Origin of the sequence: Prauserella endophytica (assembly GCF_005146945.1) — a bacterium.
In the GTDB taxonomy this organism is placed as follows: Bacteria; Actinomycetota; Actinomycetes; order Mycobacteriales; family Pseudonocardiaceae; genus Prauserella_A; species Prauserella_A endophytica.
This window is the reverse complement of the sequence record NZ_SWMS01000031.1, coordinates 20,349-34,102: the sequence shown is the minus strand read 5'-3', so window position 1 is coordinate 34,102 and position 13,754 is coordinate 20,349. Positions and strand designations below refer to the sequence as shown.

Genomic DNA, 13,754 nt, shown 5'->3' with positions numbered 1-13,754 from the left:
AATGGGCTCGCCCATGGAGTCCAGCGTCGACGTGCTGATCGTCGGGGCGGGGCCGACCGGCTTGTTCGCGGCCTACTACGCGGGTTTCCGCGGCCTGTCGACGGCGATCGTCGACTCGCTGCCGGAAGCGGGCGGACAGGTCACCGCGATGTACCCGGAAAAGCTGATCTACGACGTCGGCGGGTTCCCCGCCGTGCGCGGGCGGGACCTCATCAAGGGGCTCGTGGAGCAGGCGGGGCAGTGGAATCCCACCTACCTGCTCGGGCGTAAGGCGGAGGCGCTGACCACCACGGACTCGGGCCTGGAGATGACGCTCGACGGCGGCGAGGTCGTGCGTGCCGGCGCCGTGCTGATCACCGCGGGCATCGGCGAGTTCACCCCACGCCCACTGCCGGCGGGCGACGGGTGGCTCGGCAGGGGCCTCGTGCACTTCGTGCCCGCGCTAGACGCGCACGCCGGGCAGGACGTGGTCGTGGTCGGCGGCGGTGACTCGGCGTTCGACTGGGTGCTCGCTCTGCAGCCCATCGCCAACAGCGTCGCGCTCGTGCACCGGCGGGCGAGGTTCCGCGCCGCGGAGTCGATCGTGCGCCAGGCCCGTGAAGGCGGTGCCCGCATCATCACCGACGCCGAAGTGACCGCACTGCGCGACCGCGACGGTGAGCTGGCCGAGGTGGAACTGGAGCTCAAGGGCGGCGAGCGCGTCGTGCTGCCCGCCCAGACCGTCGTGGCCGCGCTCGGCTTCACCGCCGACCTCGGGCCCATCGAGAACTGGGGCCTGAAGATCGATCACCGCGCCATCGCGGTGGACTCCACGATGGCCACCGCGCGGGACCGCGTCTTCGCCGCAGGCGACGTGGCCGCCTATCCCGGCAAGGTCAAGCTCATCGCCACCGGCTTCGGTGAGGCCGCGACGGCGATCAACAACATCGCCGTGACCCTCAACCCCGATGCGCACCTGTTCCCCGGCCACTCCAGCAACGCGGAGTGAGCCTCACGGTGCCGGTTCCGGCTCCTGAGGCGGTGGTGGCGCGGTCCGCTCGTTGATCCACTGCGTGTAGGCCACCGCCGACGTGTAGATCGAAGGGCCGGTGGCGCACTTCGCGTCGTCGTTGCCTGGGCGGCTGGAAACGCCGACCAGCTGCCAGCGCTCCTCGACCCGCACGAGCTGCGGCCCGCCCGAGTCGCCGTAGCACGCGCCCTTCGTGCCGCCGGGGTTGCCGGTGCACAGCTCCACCGCCGCGTCGAAGCCCGTGCAGCCCTTGCCATCCACGATCGTGGTGTCCAGCTGCTTCAGCATCGCCGGGTTCGGTCCGCAGTTCTGCTCAGGGCACGTCTGGCCCCAGCCGAGCAGACGGGTGGGAGTGCCCGCCCCGGCCTGCGTGCCCAGCTCGACCGGCACCGCCTTGACCGGCGTGGCCAGCCGCACGAGCGCGATGTCACCGCCCGGACCGGCCGGGTCGTAGTCGGGATGCACCACGATCTCGGCCGGCTTGGCGACCTCGCCGCCCTGGGTGCGGTCGTTGCTGCCGACCCTGGCCGTGAATCCGTCGAGCGTCCTGCCCTGCACGCAGTGCGCCGCGGTGACCAGCCAGCCGGGCCGGACCAGGGAGGCACCGCACAGGTGCTCACCGGAGGGCAGCTCCAGCGCGGTCATGAACGGGTAGTTCTGGTCGGCGTCGACCCCTCCGACGAGCAGTGGCTGCACCGCCGACGCCGGAGCGGGCCACGAGCACAACAGGACGACGGCGGCCGCGAGCACAGCCGCGAGTCGGCGCCGGACCACCCGCATCAGGGAATCGGCGGGACGACGTCGTCGGCGCCGCTGCCGTCGAAGTCGACCGACGAGTACGAACGCAGCTTGGTCAGCCGGTGGTAGCCGTCGATCAACCGCACGGTGCCCGACTTGGAGCGCATCACGATCGACTGCGTCGTCGCGCCGCCTGAGCGGTAGTGCACGCCGCGCAGCAGGTCGCCGTCGGTGACGCCGGTGGCGCAGAAGAACACGTTGTCGCCGCGCACGAGGTCGTCGGTGCCGAGCACGCGGTCGAGGTCGTGGCCGGCCGCGACGGCCCTCTCCCGCTCGGCGTCGTCCTTCGGCCACAGCCTGCCCTGCAGCTCACCGCCGAGGCACTTCATGGCGCACGCCGCGATGATGCCCTCCGGCGTGCCGCCGATGCCGAGCAGCATGTCCACACCTGTGGTGGGCCGCGCCGCCGCGATCGCGCCGGCGACGTCGCCGTCGCTGATGAACCGGATGCGGGCGCCCGCCTCGCGGACCTCCTTGACGATCCCCTCGTGGCGCGGCCGGTCGAGGATGCACACCGTGACGTCGGAAACCCCGCTGTGCTTGGCCTTCGCCACACGCCGGATGTTCTCCGCGATCGGCGCCGAGAGGTCCACCGCGCCTGCGGCCTCGGGGCCCACGGCGAGCTTCTCCATGTAGAACACCGCGGAAGGGTCGAACATCGCGCCGCGCTCGGCGACCGCGAGCACCGCGAGCGCGTTGGGCATGCCCTTGGACATCAGCGTCGTGCCGTCGATGGGGTCCACGGCGACGTCGCAGTCGGGCCCGTCGCCGTTGCCGACCTCCTCGCCGTTGTACAGCATGGGCGCCTCGTCCTTCTCGCCCTCGCCGATCACGACGACACCGCGCATCGAGACCGTGCCGATGAGCTGGCGCATCGCGTCGACCGCCGCGCCGTCACCGCCGTTCTTGTCGCCCTTGCCGACCCAGCGGCCGGCGGCCATCGCCGCGGCCTCGGTGACCCGGACGAGTTCCATCGCGAGGTTGCGGTCCGGAGCCTCTACGCGTCTCGTCGAGCTCGAGGACGTGTTGTCGGCGGTCATCTGCTGCCTCCCGGATGGCGTTGTCGACGCTGGCGTCACCTGCATACGGCCCGCCTCACCTTAACCAGGCGGCGTGCCGAATCGGACGCTCACAGTTGTCGCGGACGTCACTCCGAGTCGCGGCCGGCGGAGCCTTCGGCATCCTCGGTGGTCTCGGTGTCCGGCGCGTCCTCCACGGTAGCCAGGGCAGCCTCGATCCGCTCACGGGCGCCCTCGAGGTGTTTCTCGCACAGCCGCGCCAGCCGCTCGCCCTTCTCCCAGAGCGCGAGCGACTCCTCAAGGGAGAGGCCACCGGCCTCGAGGCCGCGCACCACCTCGATGAGCTGGTCGCGGGCCTGCTCGTAGCCGAGTTCGGCCGTGCCGTCTGGTTCGCTCACGCTGTTGTCTCACGCTCTCGATCGTTGGCGGGTGGTGCTCGCAGCGCACACTACCGCGCTGGCCATGGCGTGGTCGTAGCCGACGAAGGCCCTGGCGAACTCCCCGCCGTCACCGTCCGCGATCGCGTCCTCGATGGAGGACTGGGCGCCCGCGACGCGCCTGCGGTGCACCGACCCGTCGGCGAACCACCAGCGGGTGCCCGTGTAGAGGGACGTGGCCTCCGAGAGCCTGCGCAGCCGCGGCCCCAGCTCCCACCTGCCCGCCGTGTCGCAGCCTGCGAGCAGCGCGGTCCAGCAGTGCGCCGCGGCGGTCTCGACCTCGGCGGCCCGGTGCCGGACGACCCTCGCCCTGCCGTGCCGCTCACCGGTCGTGCTCCGGCAGAGGCGGGCGGCGGCATCGGTCGTCAGCGGGAGGAACGTGCAGTGCTGCATCCTCACTCCTCGGGTGCGAGGGCGGTCGCTCGGATCGCGCCGTCGGCAACGCGCACGCGCAGTGCGGCTCCTTCGGCAATCTGAGAGACCGATCGGAGCACCCTGAGGTTGCCTTCCTCGTCCGAGAACTGCACGACCGCGTACCCGCGTTCGAGCGTCGCCGAAGGCCCGAGCGCGGTGAGCCGCGCGCGAGCTGAGGTCAGCGCGCTCTGCTCGTGCGCGAGTGTGGTCAAGATCGCTCGCCTTCCGCGCTCGACGTTCAGCTCGACCTCGTCGGCCCTGCGCTCGATCGGTCCGAGCGGATCGGCCAGCGAGGGGCGGCTGCGGAGCTGGTCGAGCAGACGGCATTGCGTGTCGACCCAGCCGTGGAGCGCCCTGCGGCCCCGGTCGCGCAGCTGGTGCACCCTGGCGGTCTCCTCGCGCACGTCCGGCACCACGCGCTTGGCGGCGTCGGTCGGCGTCGAGCAGCGCAGGTCGGCGACGTGGTCGAGCAGCGGAGAGTCGGGCTCGTGCCCGATCGCGCTGACCACCGGCGTGCCCGCCGCGGCGACGGCCCGGCACAGCGTCTCGTCCGAGAACGGCAGCAGGTCTTCAACGCTGCCGCCGCCGCGAGCGATCACGATCACGTCCACCTCGGGATTGGCGTCCAAAGTGGAAAGTGCGCGGACGATCTGCGGCACCGCGTTCACGCCCTGGACGGCGGTGTTGACGACGTGGAACTTGACGGCGGGCCAGCGGGCCTGCGCGTTCACCAGCACGTCGTGCTCGGCGGCCGACGCCCGGCCGGTGATGAGGCCTACCCCCTTGGGCAGGAACGGCAGCCTGCGCTTGCGCTCGGGCGCGAAGAGCCCCTCCGCGCCGAGCAGCTTGCGCAGCCGCTCGATGCGCGCGAGCAGCTCGCCGATGCCGACCGCGCGGATCTCGTTGGCCCGCAGGCTCAGCGTTCCCCTGCCCAGGAAGAACGTCGGCTTGGCGTGCACGACCACGCTCGCGCCGTCGCGCAGCGGCGGATCGATGGAGCGCAGCAGGCGCATCGGGCAGGTCACCGACATCGAGACGTCGGCGGCCGGGTCGCGCAGCGTCAGGAATGCCGTCGACGTGCCCGGCCGCGCGGAGATCTGGGTGACCTGGCCCTCGACCCAGACCGTGCCGAGGCGGTGGATCCAGTCCGCGATCTTGCGGGCGACCGTGCGGACCGGCCAGGGGCTCTCCGCGGTGGAGGCCTGGCCGGACGGCCGGGTGACGGGTTCGGTGCCGCTGCTCACCGTTCGGTCGTGTCCTCGGAGTCGCCTTCGGCCTGCTCGGCCCGCACGTTGCCGATGCGGCGGGTCAGCATGCCGGTGAACGAGGGCCGGTTGGCGTGGTCGCGCTCGTAGGCGAGCAGCTCCTCCAGCTGGGTCAGCGTGTACCGGCGCAGGCGCGCTCTGAGCTGCGGCAGCGTGAGCGAGTCGTAGTCGGTGACGCCCGCCGGTCCCGCGCTGGGCGCTCCCGGGCTGTCGAACTCGCCCTCGGTGTGCTCCTCGGCGAGCGCGCGCTCCTCGGCGCCCCACGGGTCGTCGAACGCCGTGGCGGGGCGGTGCCCGTTGGGCGCGGGAGTGCTCGGCGGTTCCTCCAGGTCCTCGTCGAACGTCGCCCAGCTCGGCGCCTCCTCGGCGGGACGCAGCGAGGACAGCGCGTCGTCCCCCTTGATCGCCAGCTCGGTGACGTGCTGCTGCACGCGCATCGAGGCCTGCAGCACCTGGCTGGCGACCGTCACCGGAAGCTCCGTGAGCTGCTTGGGAAGGTCGCGAACCCGCTCGGCGGTCGTGACCGCGAGCCCCGCGGCCACCCGGACGGGGAACGGGAGTTGCTTCATGTCCCTAAGCCTGCCGCACATGGTTCATCCTGCCCAGCCGAATGGGTTAACGCGTGTCGCGCATCCCAGGAAAGCGTCTCCCGGCTTGCCGGGCCTGTCGCACCCGTACCCTGGGTGGCATGAGTGCAGCGAGTCCCGGAACAGAGCCTGCTACCAGCGTATCGGTGCCGTCTGCCGACGACGCGTCCGTCTCCGGTGGTAAGCGCGTTCTGCTGGCGAAGCCGCGCGGGTACTGCGCCGGTGTCGACCGTGCCGTGATCACCGTCGAGAAGGCGCTCGAGATGCACGGCCCGCCGGTGTACGTCCGGAAGGAGATCGTGCACAACCGTCACGTCGTGGACACTCTGCGTGAGCGCGGGGTCGTGTTCGTCGACGAGACGTCCGAGGTGCCCGAGGGCGGCCTCGTGGTCTTCTCCGCGCACGGCATCTCCCCGGCGGTGCGGGCCGAGGCGGAGGAGCGGAACCTGCGCACGATCGACGCGACCTGCCCTCTCGTGACCAAGGTCCACAAGGAGGTCAACCGGTTCGCGCGCGACGACTACGACATCATGCTGATCGGCCACGCCGGGCACGAGGAGGTCGAGGGCACCTCCGGTGAGGCGCCGGACCGCGTGCAGCTCGTCGACACCGAGGAAGACGTCGAGAAGGTCCAGGTGCGCGACCCGTCCAAGGTCGTGTGGCTCTCCCAGACCACGCTGAGCGTCGACGAGACCATGGAGCGCGTCGACCAGCTGCGCGAGCGTTTCCCCGAGATCTCGGACCCGCCCAGCGACGACATCTGCTACGCGACCTCGAATCGCCAGGTGGCCGTCAAGGCCATGGCCGCCGAATGCGATCTGGTGCTCGTGGTCGGCTCTGCCAACTCGTCGAACTCGCAGCGGCTCGTGGAGGTGGCGCTCCAGGCGGGCGCCCGCGACTCGCACCTGGTCGACTACGCGCACGAGGTGGACGAGGCCTGGCTGGACGGCGTCGAGACTGTCGGTGTCACCAGCGGCGCCTCGGTGCCGGACGTGCTCGTGATGGAGCTCCTGGAGTGGCTCGCCGAGCGCGGCTGGGCCGATGTGCAGGAGGTCACCACGGCGAACGAGAAGATCTCCTTCGCGCTGCCGAGGGAGCTCCGGTCCGGCTCGGAGACCGCGCGCAGCAGCGTGCGCTGACCCCTTCGCCGGACCGCCGAGGCGGCTCGGCCGTGCTTGTTCCGAAGGTCCCCTTCGCCGCGGCGGAGGGGACCTTCGCGTTGGTGCCGGACCGTTGGCTCCGTGGTCCGGGGCGATCGGAGCCTCCGCGTCGGCGACGGTCCATGGTCCGAGCCCCGGCCGTGGTCCAGGCTTGCCCGTGCCGTGCCGTGCCGTGCCGTGCCGTGCCGTGTTGGGCCATGTTGGGCTGGCCTTGCTGTGCCGTGCCTGCCGTGTTGGGCCGTGTTGGGTTGGGCTGGCCGTGCGTGGCTGCCGTGTTGGGCCGTGCCGGGCCCTGCCGCTCTGGGCCCGGCCGTGCCGTGCCGGGCCCTGCCGTGCCGGGCCCTGCCTTGCTGTGACCGGTTCATCGGCGCGAACGGAGTGGCCGCGCCGTCGGTGTGAGCGGTGCTTTTCCGCCGGGTGCGAATGGATCTTCCGGGTCGGAGGCGCGAGCGGGGTTTCGGCGTCACCGTCGCGAACGGAGTGGCCGCGCCGTCGGTGTGAACGGTGCCTTTCCGCCACATTCGAATGGATCTGCGCGGCCGTGTGTACGGAGCCTCCACACCGTCGGCGCGAGCGGAGCTTCCGCGCCGGAAGCGAGCGGATCCTCCGGGGTGGCGCTGCGAACGGAACCTCCCGTCGTCAGCGCCAACGGAGCTTTCGCGTCGGAGACGCGAGTGCGGCGTCAGCCCCGGTCGCCGTCCCAGGGACGGTTGCGGCGGGGTGGCCGTTCGTCGCGCCCCGGCTCACGCCGGGGACCGCGGCCCCGGCCCGGCGGCTCGTCTGAAGGCGGTGGTGTGCGCCGTGGCCGCTTGGGGCCACGAATCGAGTCCGGCCACTCCTCGACGCGGCGTTTGCGCTCGGCGGCGTCCGGAGGAACGCGCGGCTGCCTCGGCCGCCCCGTCTGGTCCCGCGGCGGCTTGCCGCCCGGGCCCGCGTCGCGGTCGGCGGCCCTCTCCCGGCCACGTCGGGGCGCGTCCTCAGGACGCTGCCTGCGGCCACCCGCCGCGCCGGCAGCGGGACCGCCCTGTCCCGGTCCACGCCGCGGCGGTTCGCCACGGCCCTCAGGTGGCCGCTTGCCGGCCCGGTCCGCTCGTTCCGGACGATCGAGATGGTCGTCGTCTGTCTCTTTCGCACGCTTCGCCAGGCCGCGCTTGCGGCCCGGGTCGCCCGCGCGCTTGTCCTCCGCCCGCGTGCCCTTGGCACGCACCTTCTCTGGCGCGTCGGGATCCCGCTCGCGGTACATGCGATAGAAGCCGAGCGCCACGGTCAGCCCGGTGGTGATCGCCATCATCGGGAACGCGTTGATCAGCGGGGTGCTGATCGCGAGCACCTTGGCCAGCGTGTCGCTGCTCGAGGGCAGTCCGGACGCCGTCAGCACCAGCACCGGGACCGTGAAGGCCAGGATCAGTGGCGGCTGCACCATCGGCCCGAACAGGTTCCGCCGCTGCACGGCGGCGACGGCCGCGAGCGAGCCGATCAGGAACATCACCTGGAACAGCACGCCCAGGTCGTCAGAGACCTGCAGGTCCACGATGGCGCCCACCACTGCCAAGCCGAGGGTGAGCAGCACCGCTCCCCACCAAGGCAGACCGCGCCGGGCGCCGAGGACGGCACGCTCATCCCACGGGATCTGCGCATCGTCATCTGCGGCGTCAGGATCGCTCCGGCGATCGCGTATGGCGGTCACGAGGCAACACCGTATCCCGTTTAGCCCCGAAACCCGCTACCACTCCGCGCCCTCGCCGCTCGCAACACCTGAGAGCGTGAGTTCAAGCACATCAGGGCGGTCACGGCCGGTAATGGTATGAACCAGCAGTTGAGAACTTCGTCAGGTTGTCGCTATTTCGTCCCCTTTCCGGATAGCGGGTACCGGAGCCGGGCTCGCTGCGGCCTCGGTGAGCGGCCCTACGCTCGCCCGGAAGCTCTCGAGCGCGTCCAGCTCCCGTCGCCGAGCCGACAGGAACCGTTGCAGGTGAGTGCTCGAGAGGTTGACCGCGTCGACGGCGTTGCCCGCCGCCCGGTGTGCCGACGCCGCGGACGAGCGCACCCGCTCGACGTCGTCGACGAGCGTCCGTTCCGTCGCCGCGAACATCGCGGCGGAGGCGATCACCGCGAAACCGGTTGGACCGCACAGGAACACGCGACGGTCGAGCATCCACCGCAGCAGCTCCGGGTCGGTGTCGAGTGCCGCGACCACGGCCGCGTCGGACGGCACGAACATGACCGTGCCGTAGATCGCGTCGGCCCACCGCTGGTAGCCCTTCGCCGCGAGTTCGGCCGCCCTCGACCGCAGGTTGCGGACGTGGACCCGCAACGCGTCGAGCCGCTCCTCGGGGTCGTCGGTCTCTACGGCCTCCGCCCAGCACGCCATGCTCGCCTTGGCGTCGACGGGGACGGACCGGTCCCCACCGACCCGCAGGACCATGTCCGGCTTCGCGGCTCCGCCGCCCGCGAGGTCGGTCTGCAGGGTGAAGTGGAGGCCCTCGCGCAGTCCGAGCGCGCGGGCGGTCTCGATCAGCACCTGCTCGCCCAGCTCGCCACGACCGCTGATCGAGGCGAACGCGACCTCGTAGCGGCGCAATGCCGTCTGCTGTTCGTCCACTCGCGCCCGTTCGACGTCGACCTGCCGCGCGGCCGCGTCGGCCCGGCGCATGCCGTCCTGGTACAGCCGCCACAACATGACGACCGCTCCCGCCAGCAGCAGGGCGACCACCACTGCCGCCGTGGCGAGCACCGTCGAACCCACGGGCGCGCTCCCTTCCTTCTCGTCGGCCGATCCCGGCTCGTGATCGACTGAACGCATCATGGCGCACGCCACCGACAAAACCGGCCACGACCCGACTCGAACACACGTTCGAGTGACACGCCGGTCGTTTGTACCCCGTTCTGTCGGCCTGGCGTCCTAGCTTTGATCGCGTGCGGATGCTGCATACCTCGGACTGGCACGTCGGACGGACTTTCCACGGTGCCGACCTGCTCGCCGAGCAGGAGACGGTCCTGACTCACCTCGCCGACCTGGTGGCCGGCGAGGCGGTCGATGTCGTCCTCGTCTCGGGTGACGTCTACGACCGTGCGGTGCCGTCCGCCGAGGCTGTGCGCGTGGCCACTCGTGCGATGAAGCGGATCAGGGAAGCGGGCGCGCAGCTCGTCATCACGCCCGGCAACCACGATTCGGCGGCGCGGCTCGGTGCGTTCGCCGACTTCGCCGCGGCCGGTGGTCTGCACCTGCGCACGACGGCGGCCGAGCTGGCCCAACCGGTGGTGCTCGAAGACGACCACGGACCGGTCGCGCTCTACGGAATCCCTTATCTGGAACCGGAAATCGCCCGCCATGCACTCGGGGTGCCGCAGGCGCGCGGGCACACCGGCGTGCTCACCGAGGCGATGCGCCGGATCACCGAGGATCTGGCAGGCAGGGAGCCCGGAACGCGATCGGTCGTGTTGGCGCACGCCTTCGTCACGGGCGGCGTCGGCAGCGACTCCGAACGCACCATCGCGGTCGGTGGTGTCGAACAGGTCCCGGGCTCCGTCTTCGACGGTGTCGACTACGTCGCACTCGGACACCTGCACGGAGCGCAGACGCTCGCGGAACACCTGCGTTACTCGGGAAGCCCGCTCGCGTACTCGTTTTCCGAGACGGCGCAACGGAAATCGGTGTGGCTCGTCGACCTCGACGCCGACGGACTCGCCGGAGTCGAACGGCGCGACCTTCCGGTGCCGAGGCGGCTCGCGACGATGCGGGGCCTGCTCGCCGACCTTCTCGAAGCCCCGGAGTACGCCGGGCTCGTGGACTGCTTCGTCTCCGCGACGCTCACCGACCGCGTGCGGCCGGTGGACGCCATGCGCAGGCTGCGAGAGCGGTTTCCCCATGCGGTGCACCTGGATTGGCAACCGGAAGGCGGCCAGGCGACCGTGTTCCGCTACGCCGAGGCCGTGCGCGGGCGGTCGGACTCCGAGATCGCGAGCGGCTTCCTCGACGACTGCCGGGGCGCCCCGCCGAGCGAGCGCGAACACGCACTGCTCACCGCGGCACTCGAAGCCGCGGGCAAGCGTGATCCCGAACAGGACGGTGATTCCCGATGAGACTCCATCGGCTCGAGGTCACGGCTTTCGGGCCGTACGCGCGGCGTGAGGTCGTCGACTTCGACGCACTCGGCGCGGACGGGCTCTTCCTGTTGCACGGCGACACGGGCGCGGGCAAGACCACGTTGCTCGACGCCGTCGCCTTCGCTCTCTTCGGCGCGGTGCCCGGAGCCAGGGGGGAGGTCAAGCGGCTGCGCTGCGACATCGCCGACAACGACACGGGTACCGAGGTGGTGCTCGAGCTGAGTGTGCAGGGATACCGGCTCCGGCTGGTGCGCAGCCCCGAATACCAGCGTCCGAAGCGGCGTGGTGACGGCTTCACCACCCAGCAGGCCACGGCGTCGCTGACGTGGCTCGGGGAGGCGCCGCACGGGCAGCCCGCCGAGGGCATCACGCGCATCGACGAGGTGTCCCGCACCGTGCAGCGCCTGCTCGGGATGAACGCCGAGCAGTTCTTCCAGGTCGTGCTGTTGCCGCAGGGGGAGTTCGCACGGTTCCTGCGGGCCGACACCACCGAGCGGGAACAGTTGCTGGAGCGGCTGTTCGGCACCCAGCGCTTCGCCGACGCCGAACGTTGGTTCCGCGAACTGCGCACGGCACGGGGACGGGAGCTCGACCGGCGCAGGCAATCCGTGCGCGAATGGCTCGCCCGCCTCGCGCAGGCGGCGCGCGAGGAGCCACCCGAGGGCGCGGGCGAGGAATGGGCGAACGTGCTCAGGCGGCGCGCGGCCGAGGCCGTCGCGGCAGCCCGCGAGGAGGAGCGGCTGGCGAGTGCGGCGCGCGAGCGCGCCGAGGCGAAGCTCCACGAGCGCAGGACCGCGGCGGAGCGCGTGCGCCGGGTGCGGGCGGCGCGGCAGCGGATCGCCGCGCTGGACGAGCAGGCGAACGAACGCGCGCGGTGGGCCGCCGAGCTGGCCTCGGCGCGGCGCGCCGTCACCGTCACGGGGCCCGCGGCCGAGGCCGACCGGCAGAACCAGCGGTTCGAGCGAGCCCGCGCCGCCGAGGCCACCGCGCGCGAGGCGCTGGTGGCCACCGGGTTCGCCGAACCGGACAGCCCCGTGGCGGTGTTGCGCGAGCGGGCGGGGTCGCTGCGGGAGGAGGCGGGCGCGCTGGCGGGGCTCGTCGCCGAGGCCGAGCAGCAGGAGCGGGACCGCAAGCGATTGCGGGACCTCGTGGAGACGGCGACCTACGCCACCGCGCAGGCCACGGCGCTCGGCGAGAAGCTGCAGGGCCTGCCCGAGCGCGCCCGGGAACTGCGGCTGCAGCGTGAGCAGGCGGCCGAGGCCGAGGTGCGGCTCGACGGCGTTCGGGCACGCGAGTCCGAGTTGGTCGACGCCCTCGCCGACGCGAAGGAGGTTCCCGCGCTCGAGCGAGCCGCCGCGGGGGCCGTCCGCGCGGAACAGGAGGCCACCGACGCCTACAACACGGCCAGGACGGTGCTGCTGGACCTGCGGGAGCGGCGGCTCGCCGGGATGGCGGCCGAGCTGGCGACACGGCTCGGTGATGGCGAGCCCTGCCCCGTGTGCGGGTCCGCCGAGCACCCCGAACCGGCTACGGCGACGGCGGACTCCGTCGGCGAGGCGGACGAGGCCGCCGCGGCGGAGCGCGAACGCGCCGCCGAACAGCACCGCGCTGCCGCCCTCACGGCACGGCATCAGGCCGAGAGCACGCTCGCCGCCGTACGCGAGCGGCTGGGTGGGAGGACGCCGGAGGAGCTCACCGACGCACTCGCCACGGTGCGGACGGAGCTTGCCGAGCTGACCACGCTGGCCGACCGCAAGGCTCGGCTGGACACCTCCGTGCGGGCGGTCGAGGCCGAGTATGCCGAGTTGACGGCCCAGCGCGCTGAGGCCGAACGGTCGGCGGGCGCGGCCGAGGAGCAACGACGGACGCTGGCCGAACGCGTCGAGGAGCGTGAGCGCAGGCTCGACATCGCGCGCGGCAAGTTCGCCGATGTCGGTGAGCGCAGGAAGCACCTGGTCGCCGTGGTGGGCGCGCTCGACGCGCTCGCCGAGGCGCGGACGGTCAGGGCGACCGCGAAGGAACGGCTCGACGAGCAGCGGACCGCGCTCCGCGACGCGGTGCGGCAGGCCGGGTTCGCCACCGTGGAGGAGGCGCTCGCCGCCGCCCGCACCGAGGCCCGCGTCGCCGAGCTGGAGCGGGCGCTTGCCGACGCGGAGGCCGAGGAGAAGGCCGCCCGCGCAGTGCTCGCCGAGCCCGAGCTGGCAGGGGTGTCACCGGACGACGAGGTGGACACCGAGACGGCCAGGCTGGAAGCGGACGAGACGAGGGCGCGGGCCGAGGGCGCCGTCGCCACCCTGCGCGCGGCCACGCAACGGGCGGAGGAGGTGGACGGGCTCGTGGAGCGGTTCGCCGCCGCGCTCGCGGAACTTGCTCCCGCCGAGGAGGAGTTCGCGGAGCTCGACGCGCTCACCGATGTCGTGAACGGGCGCGGGCAGAACTCCCGCAGGATGTCGTTGCGGTCGTACGTGCTCGCGGCCCGGCTCGAGGAGGTGGCCGTGGCGGCGACGGTGCGCCTGCGCTCGATGAGCCAGGGGCGCTACTCGTTCGTCCACTCCGACGCCGCCGGTTCCCGTGGCACGCGAGGTGGCCTCGGCCTCGACGTGCTCGACGACTACTCGGGGGCGGTGCGGCCCGCCAAGACGTTGTCGGGTGGCGAGTCGTTCCTCGCCTCGCTCTCGCTCGCGCTCGGCCTCGCCGACGTGGTCGCCGCCGAGACCGGCGGGGCGCTGCTCGACACGCTGTTCGTCGACGAGGGCTTCGGCACGTTGGACGGGCAGACGCTGGACGTGGTGATGGACGTGCTCGACGAGCTGCGCGCGGGTGGGCGGGTCGTCGGGCTGGTGTCGCACGTCGAGGAGCTGCGCCAGCGCATTCCCACCCGGTTGCGGGTACGCAAGTCCCGAGCCGGATCCACGATCGAGCTGGAGGGAGGGATGACCGCTGCCTGATATCGCTTGG

12 protein-coding genes are annotated in these 13,754 nt (G+C 72.2%); 4 read left to right on the top strand and 8 right to left on the bottom strand.

Annotated features, from left to right (window positions below):
• Position 1: 1 nt before the first annotated feature.
• A complete protein-coding gene (locus FCN18_RS33780; RefSeq protein ID WP_137097066.1) occupies positions 2 to 988 on the top strand; it encodes an NAD(P)/FAD-dependent oxidoreductase in 987 nt (328 codons plus the stop codon).
• A gap of 3 nt (positions 989 to 991) precedes the next feature.
• Here FCN18_RS33780 and FCN18_RS33775 read toward each other — a convergent pair whose 3' ends face one another.
• The 6 genes from FCN18_RS33775 to FCN18_RS33750 all read right to left on the bottom strand — a co-directional run bounded on the left by FCN18_RS33775 (position 992) and on the right by FCN18_RS33750 (position 5,511).
• Positions 992 to 1,783, bottom strand: coding sequence for a S1 family peptidase (locus FCN18_RS33775; protein WP_228714257.1), 792 nt, complete (start codon positions 1,781 to 1,783; stop codon positions 992 to 994).
• A 5-nt stretch (positions 1,784 to 1,788) separates the two neighbouring features.
• Complete coding sequence (gene glpX, locus FCN18_RS33770; RefSeq protein ID WP_112270860.1) at positions 1,789 to 2,847, bottom strand: class II fructose-bisphosphatase; 1,059 nt, start codon at positions 2,845 to 2,847, stop codon at positions 1,789 to 1,791.
• A gap of 107 nt (positions 2,848 to 2,954) precedes the next feature.
• Complete coding sequence (locus FCN18_RS33765; protein ID WP_112270862.1) at positions 2,955 to 3,224, bottom strand: exodeoxyribonuclease VII small subunit; 270 nt, start codon at positions 3,222 to 3,224, stop codon at positions 2,955 to 2,957.
• Between the two features lie 9 nt (positions 3,225 to 3,233).
• The gene (locus tag FCN18_RS33760) at positions 3,234 to 3,656 is read right to left on the bottom strand and encodes a hypothetical protein (protein ID WP_112270864.1); all 423 of its coding nucleotides are present in this window, start codon (positions 3,654 to 3,656) and stop codon (positions 3,234 to 3,236) included.
• A 2-nt stretch (positions 3,657 to 3,658) separates the two neighbouring features.
• Positions 3,659 to 4,921 (bottom strand): exodeoxyribonuclease VII large subunit, encoded by a 1,263-nt coding sequence (gene xseA, locus FCN18_RS33755; RefSeq protein WP_113644990.1) that lies wholly within the window; start codon positions 4,919 to 4,921, stop codon positions 3,659 to 3,661.
• Positions 4,918 to 5,511 (bottom strand): lipid droplet-associated protein, encoded by a 594-nt coding sequence (locus FCN18_RS33750; protein WP_112270868.1) that lies wholly within the window; start codon positions 5,509 to 5,511, stop codon positions 4,918 to 4,920. Before FCN18_RS33750 ends, xseA begins: the two co-directional genes overlap by 4 nt.
• 119 nt (positions 5,512 to 5,630) lie before the next feature.
• On the opposite strand from FCN18_RS33750, the gene FCN18_RS33745 reads away from it, so the two are divergent.
• Positions 5,631 to 6,668: a 4-hydroxy-3-methylbut-2-enyl diphosphate reductase gene (locus FCN18_RS33745; RefSeq protein WP_112270869.1), complete on the top strand. Its 1,038-nt coding sequence runs from the start codon at positions 5,631 to 5,633 to the stop codon at positions 6,666 to 6,668.
• 703 nt (positions 6,669 to 7,371) lie between these two features.
• Here the strand turns inward: FCN18_RS33745 and FCN18_RS33740 are convergent.
• Together FCN18_RS33740 and FCN18_RS33735 are read right to left on the bottom strand one after the other, a co-directional pair.
• Positions 7,372 to 8,376, bottom strand: coding sequence for a DUF6542 domain-containing protein (locus FCN18_RS33740; protein ID WP_137097065.1), 1,005 nt, complete (start codon positions 8,374 to 8,376; stop codon positions 7,372 to 7,374).
• 141 nt (positions 8,377 to 8,517) lie between these two features.
• Positions 8,518 to 9,435: a DNA recombination protein RmuC gene (locus FCN18_RS33735; protein WP_112270873.1), complete on the bottom strand. Its 918-nt coding sequence runs from the start codon at positions 9,433 to 9,435 to the stop codon at positions 8,518 to 8,520.
• Between the two features lie 170 nt (positions 9,436 to 9,605).
• Between FCN18_RS33735 and FCN18_RS33730 the strand changes: the two genes are divergently transcribed.
• Both FCN18_RS33730 and FCN18_RS33725 read left to right on the top strand, forming a co-directional pair.
• Positions 9,606 to 10,772 carry an exonuclease SbcCD subunit D gene (locus FCN18_RS33730; RefSeq protein ID WP_170200635.1) on the top strand — a complete coding sequence of 389 codons (1,167 nt, stop codon included), beginning with the start codon at positions 9,606 to 9,608 and terminating at the stop codon, positions 10,770 to 10,772.
• Positions 10,769 to 13,744: an AAA family ATPase gene (locus FCN18_RS33725; protein WP_137097064.1), complete on the top strand. Its 2,976-nt coding sequence runs from the start codon at positions 10,769 to 10,771 to the stop codon at positions 13,742 to 13,744. The genes FCN18_RS33730 and FCN18_RS33725 overlap by 4 nt, the downstream gene beginning before the upstream one ends.
• The last annotated feature ends 10 nt before the right edge of the window (positions 13,745 to 13,754 follow it).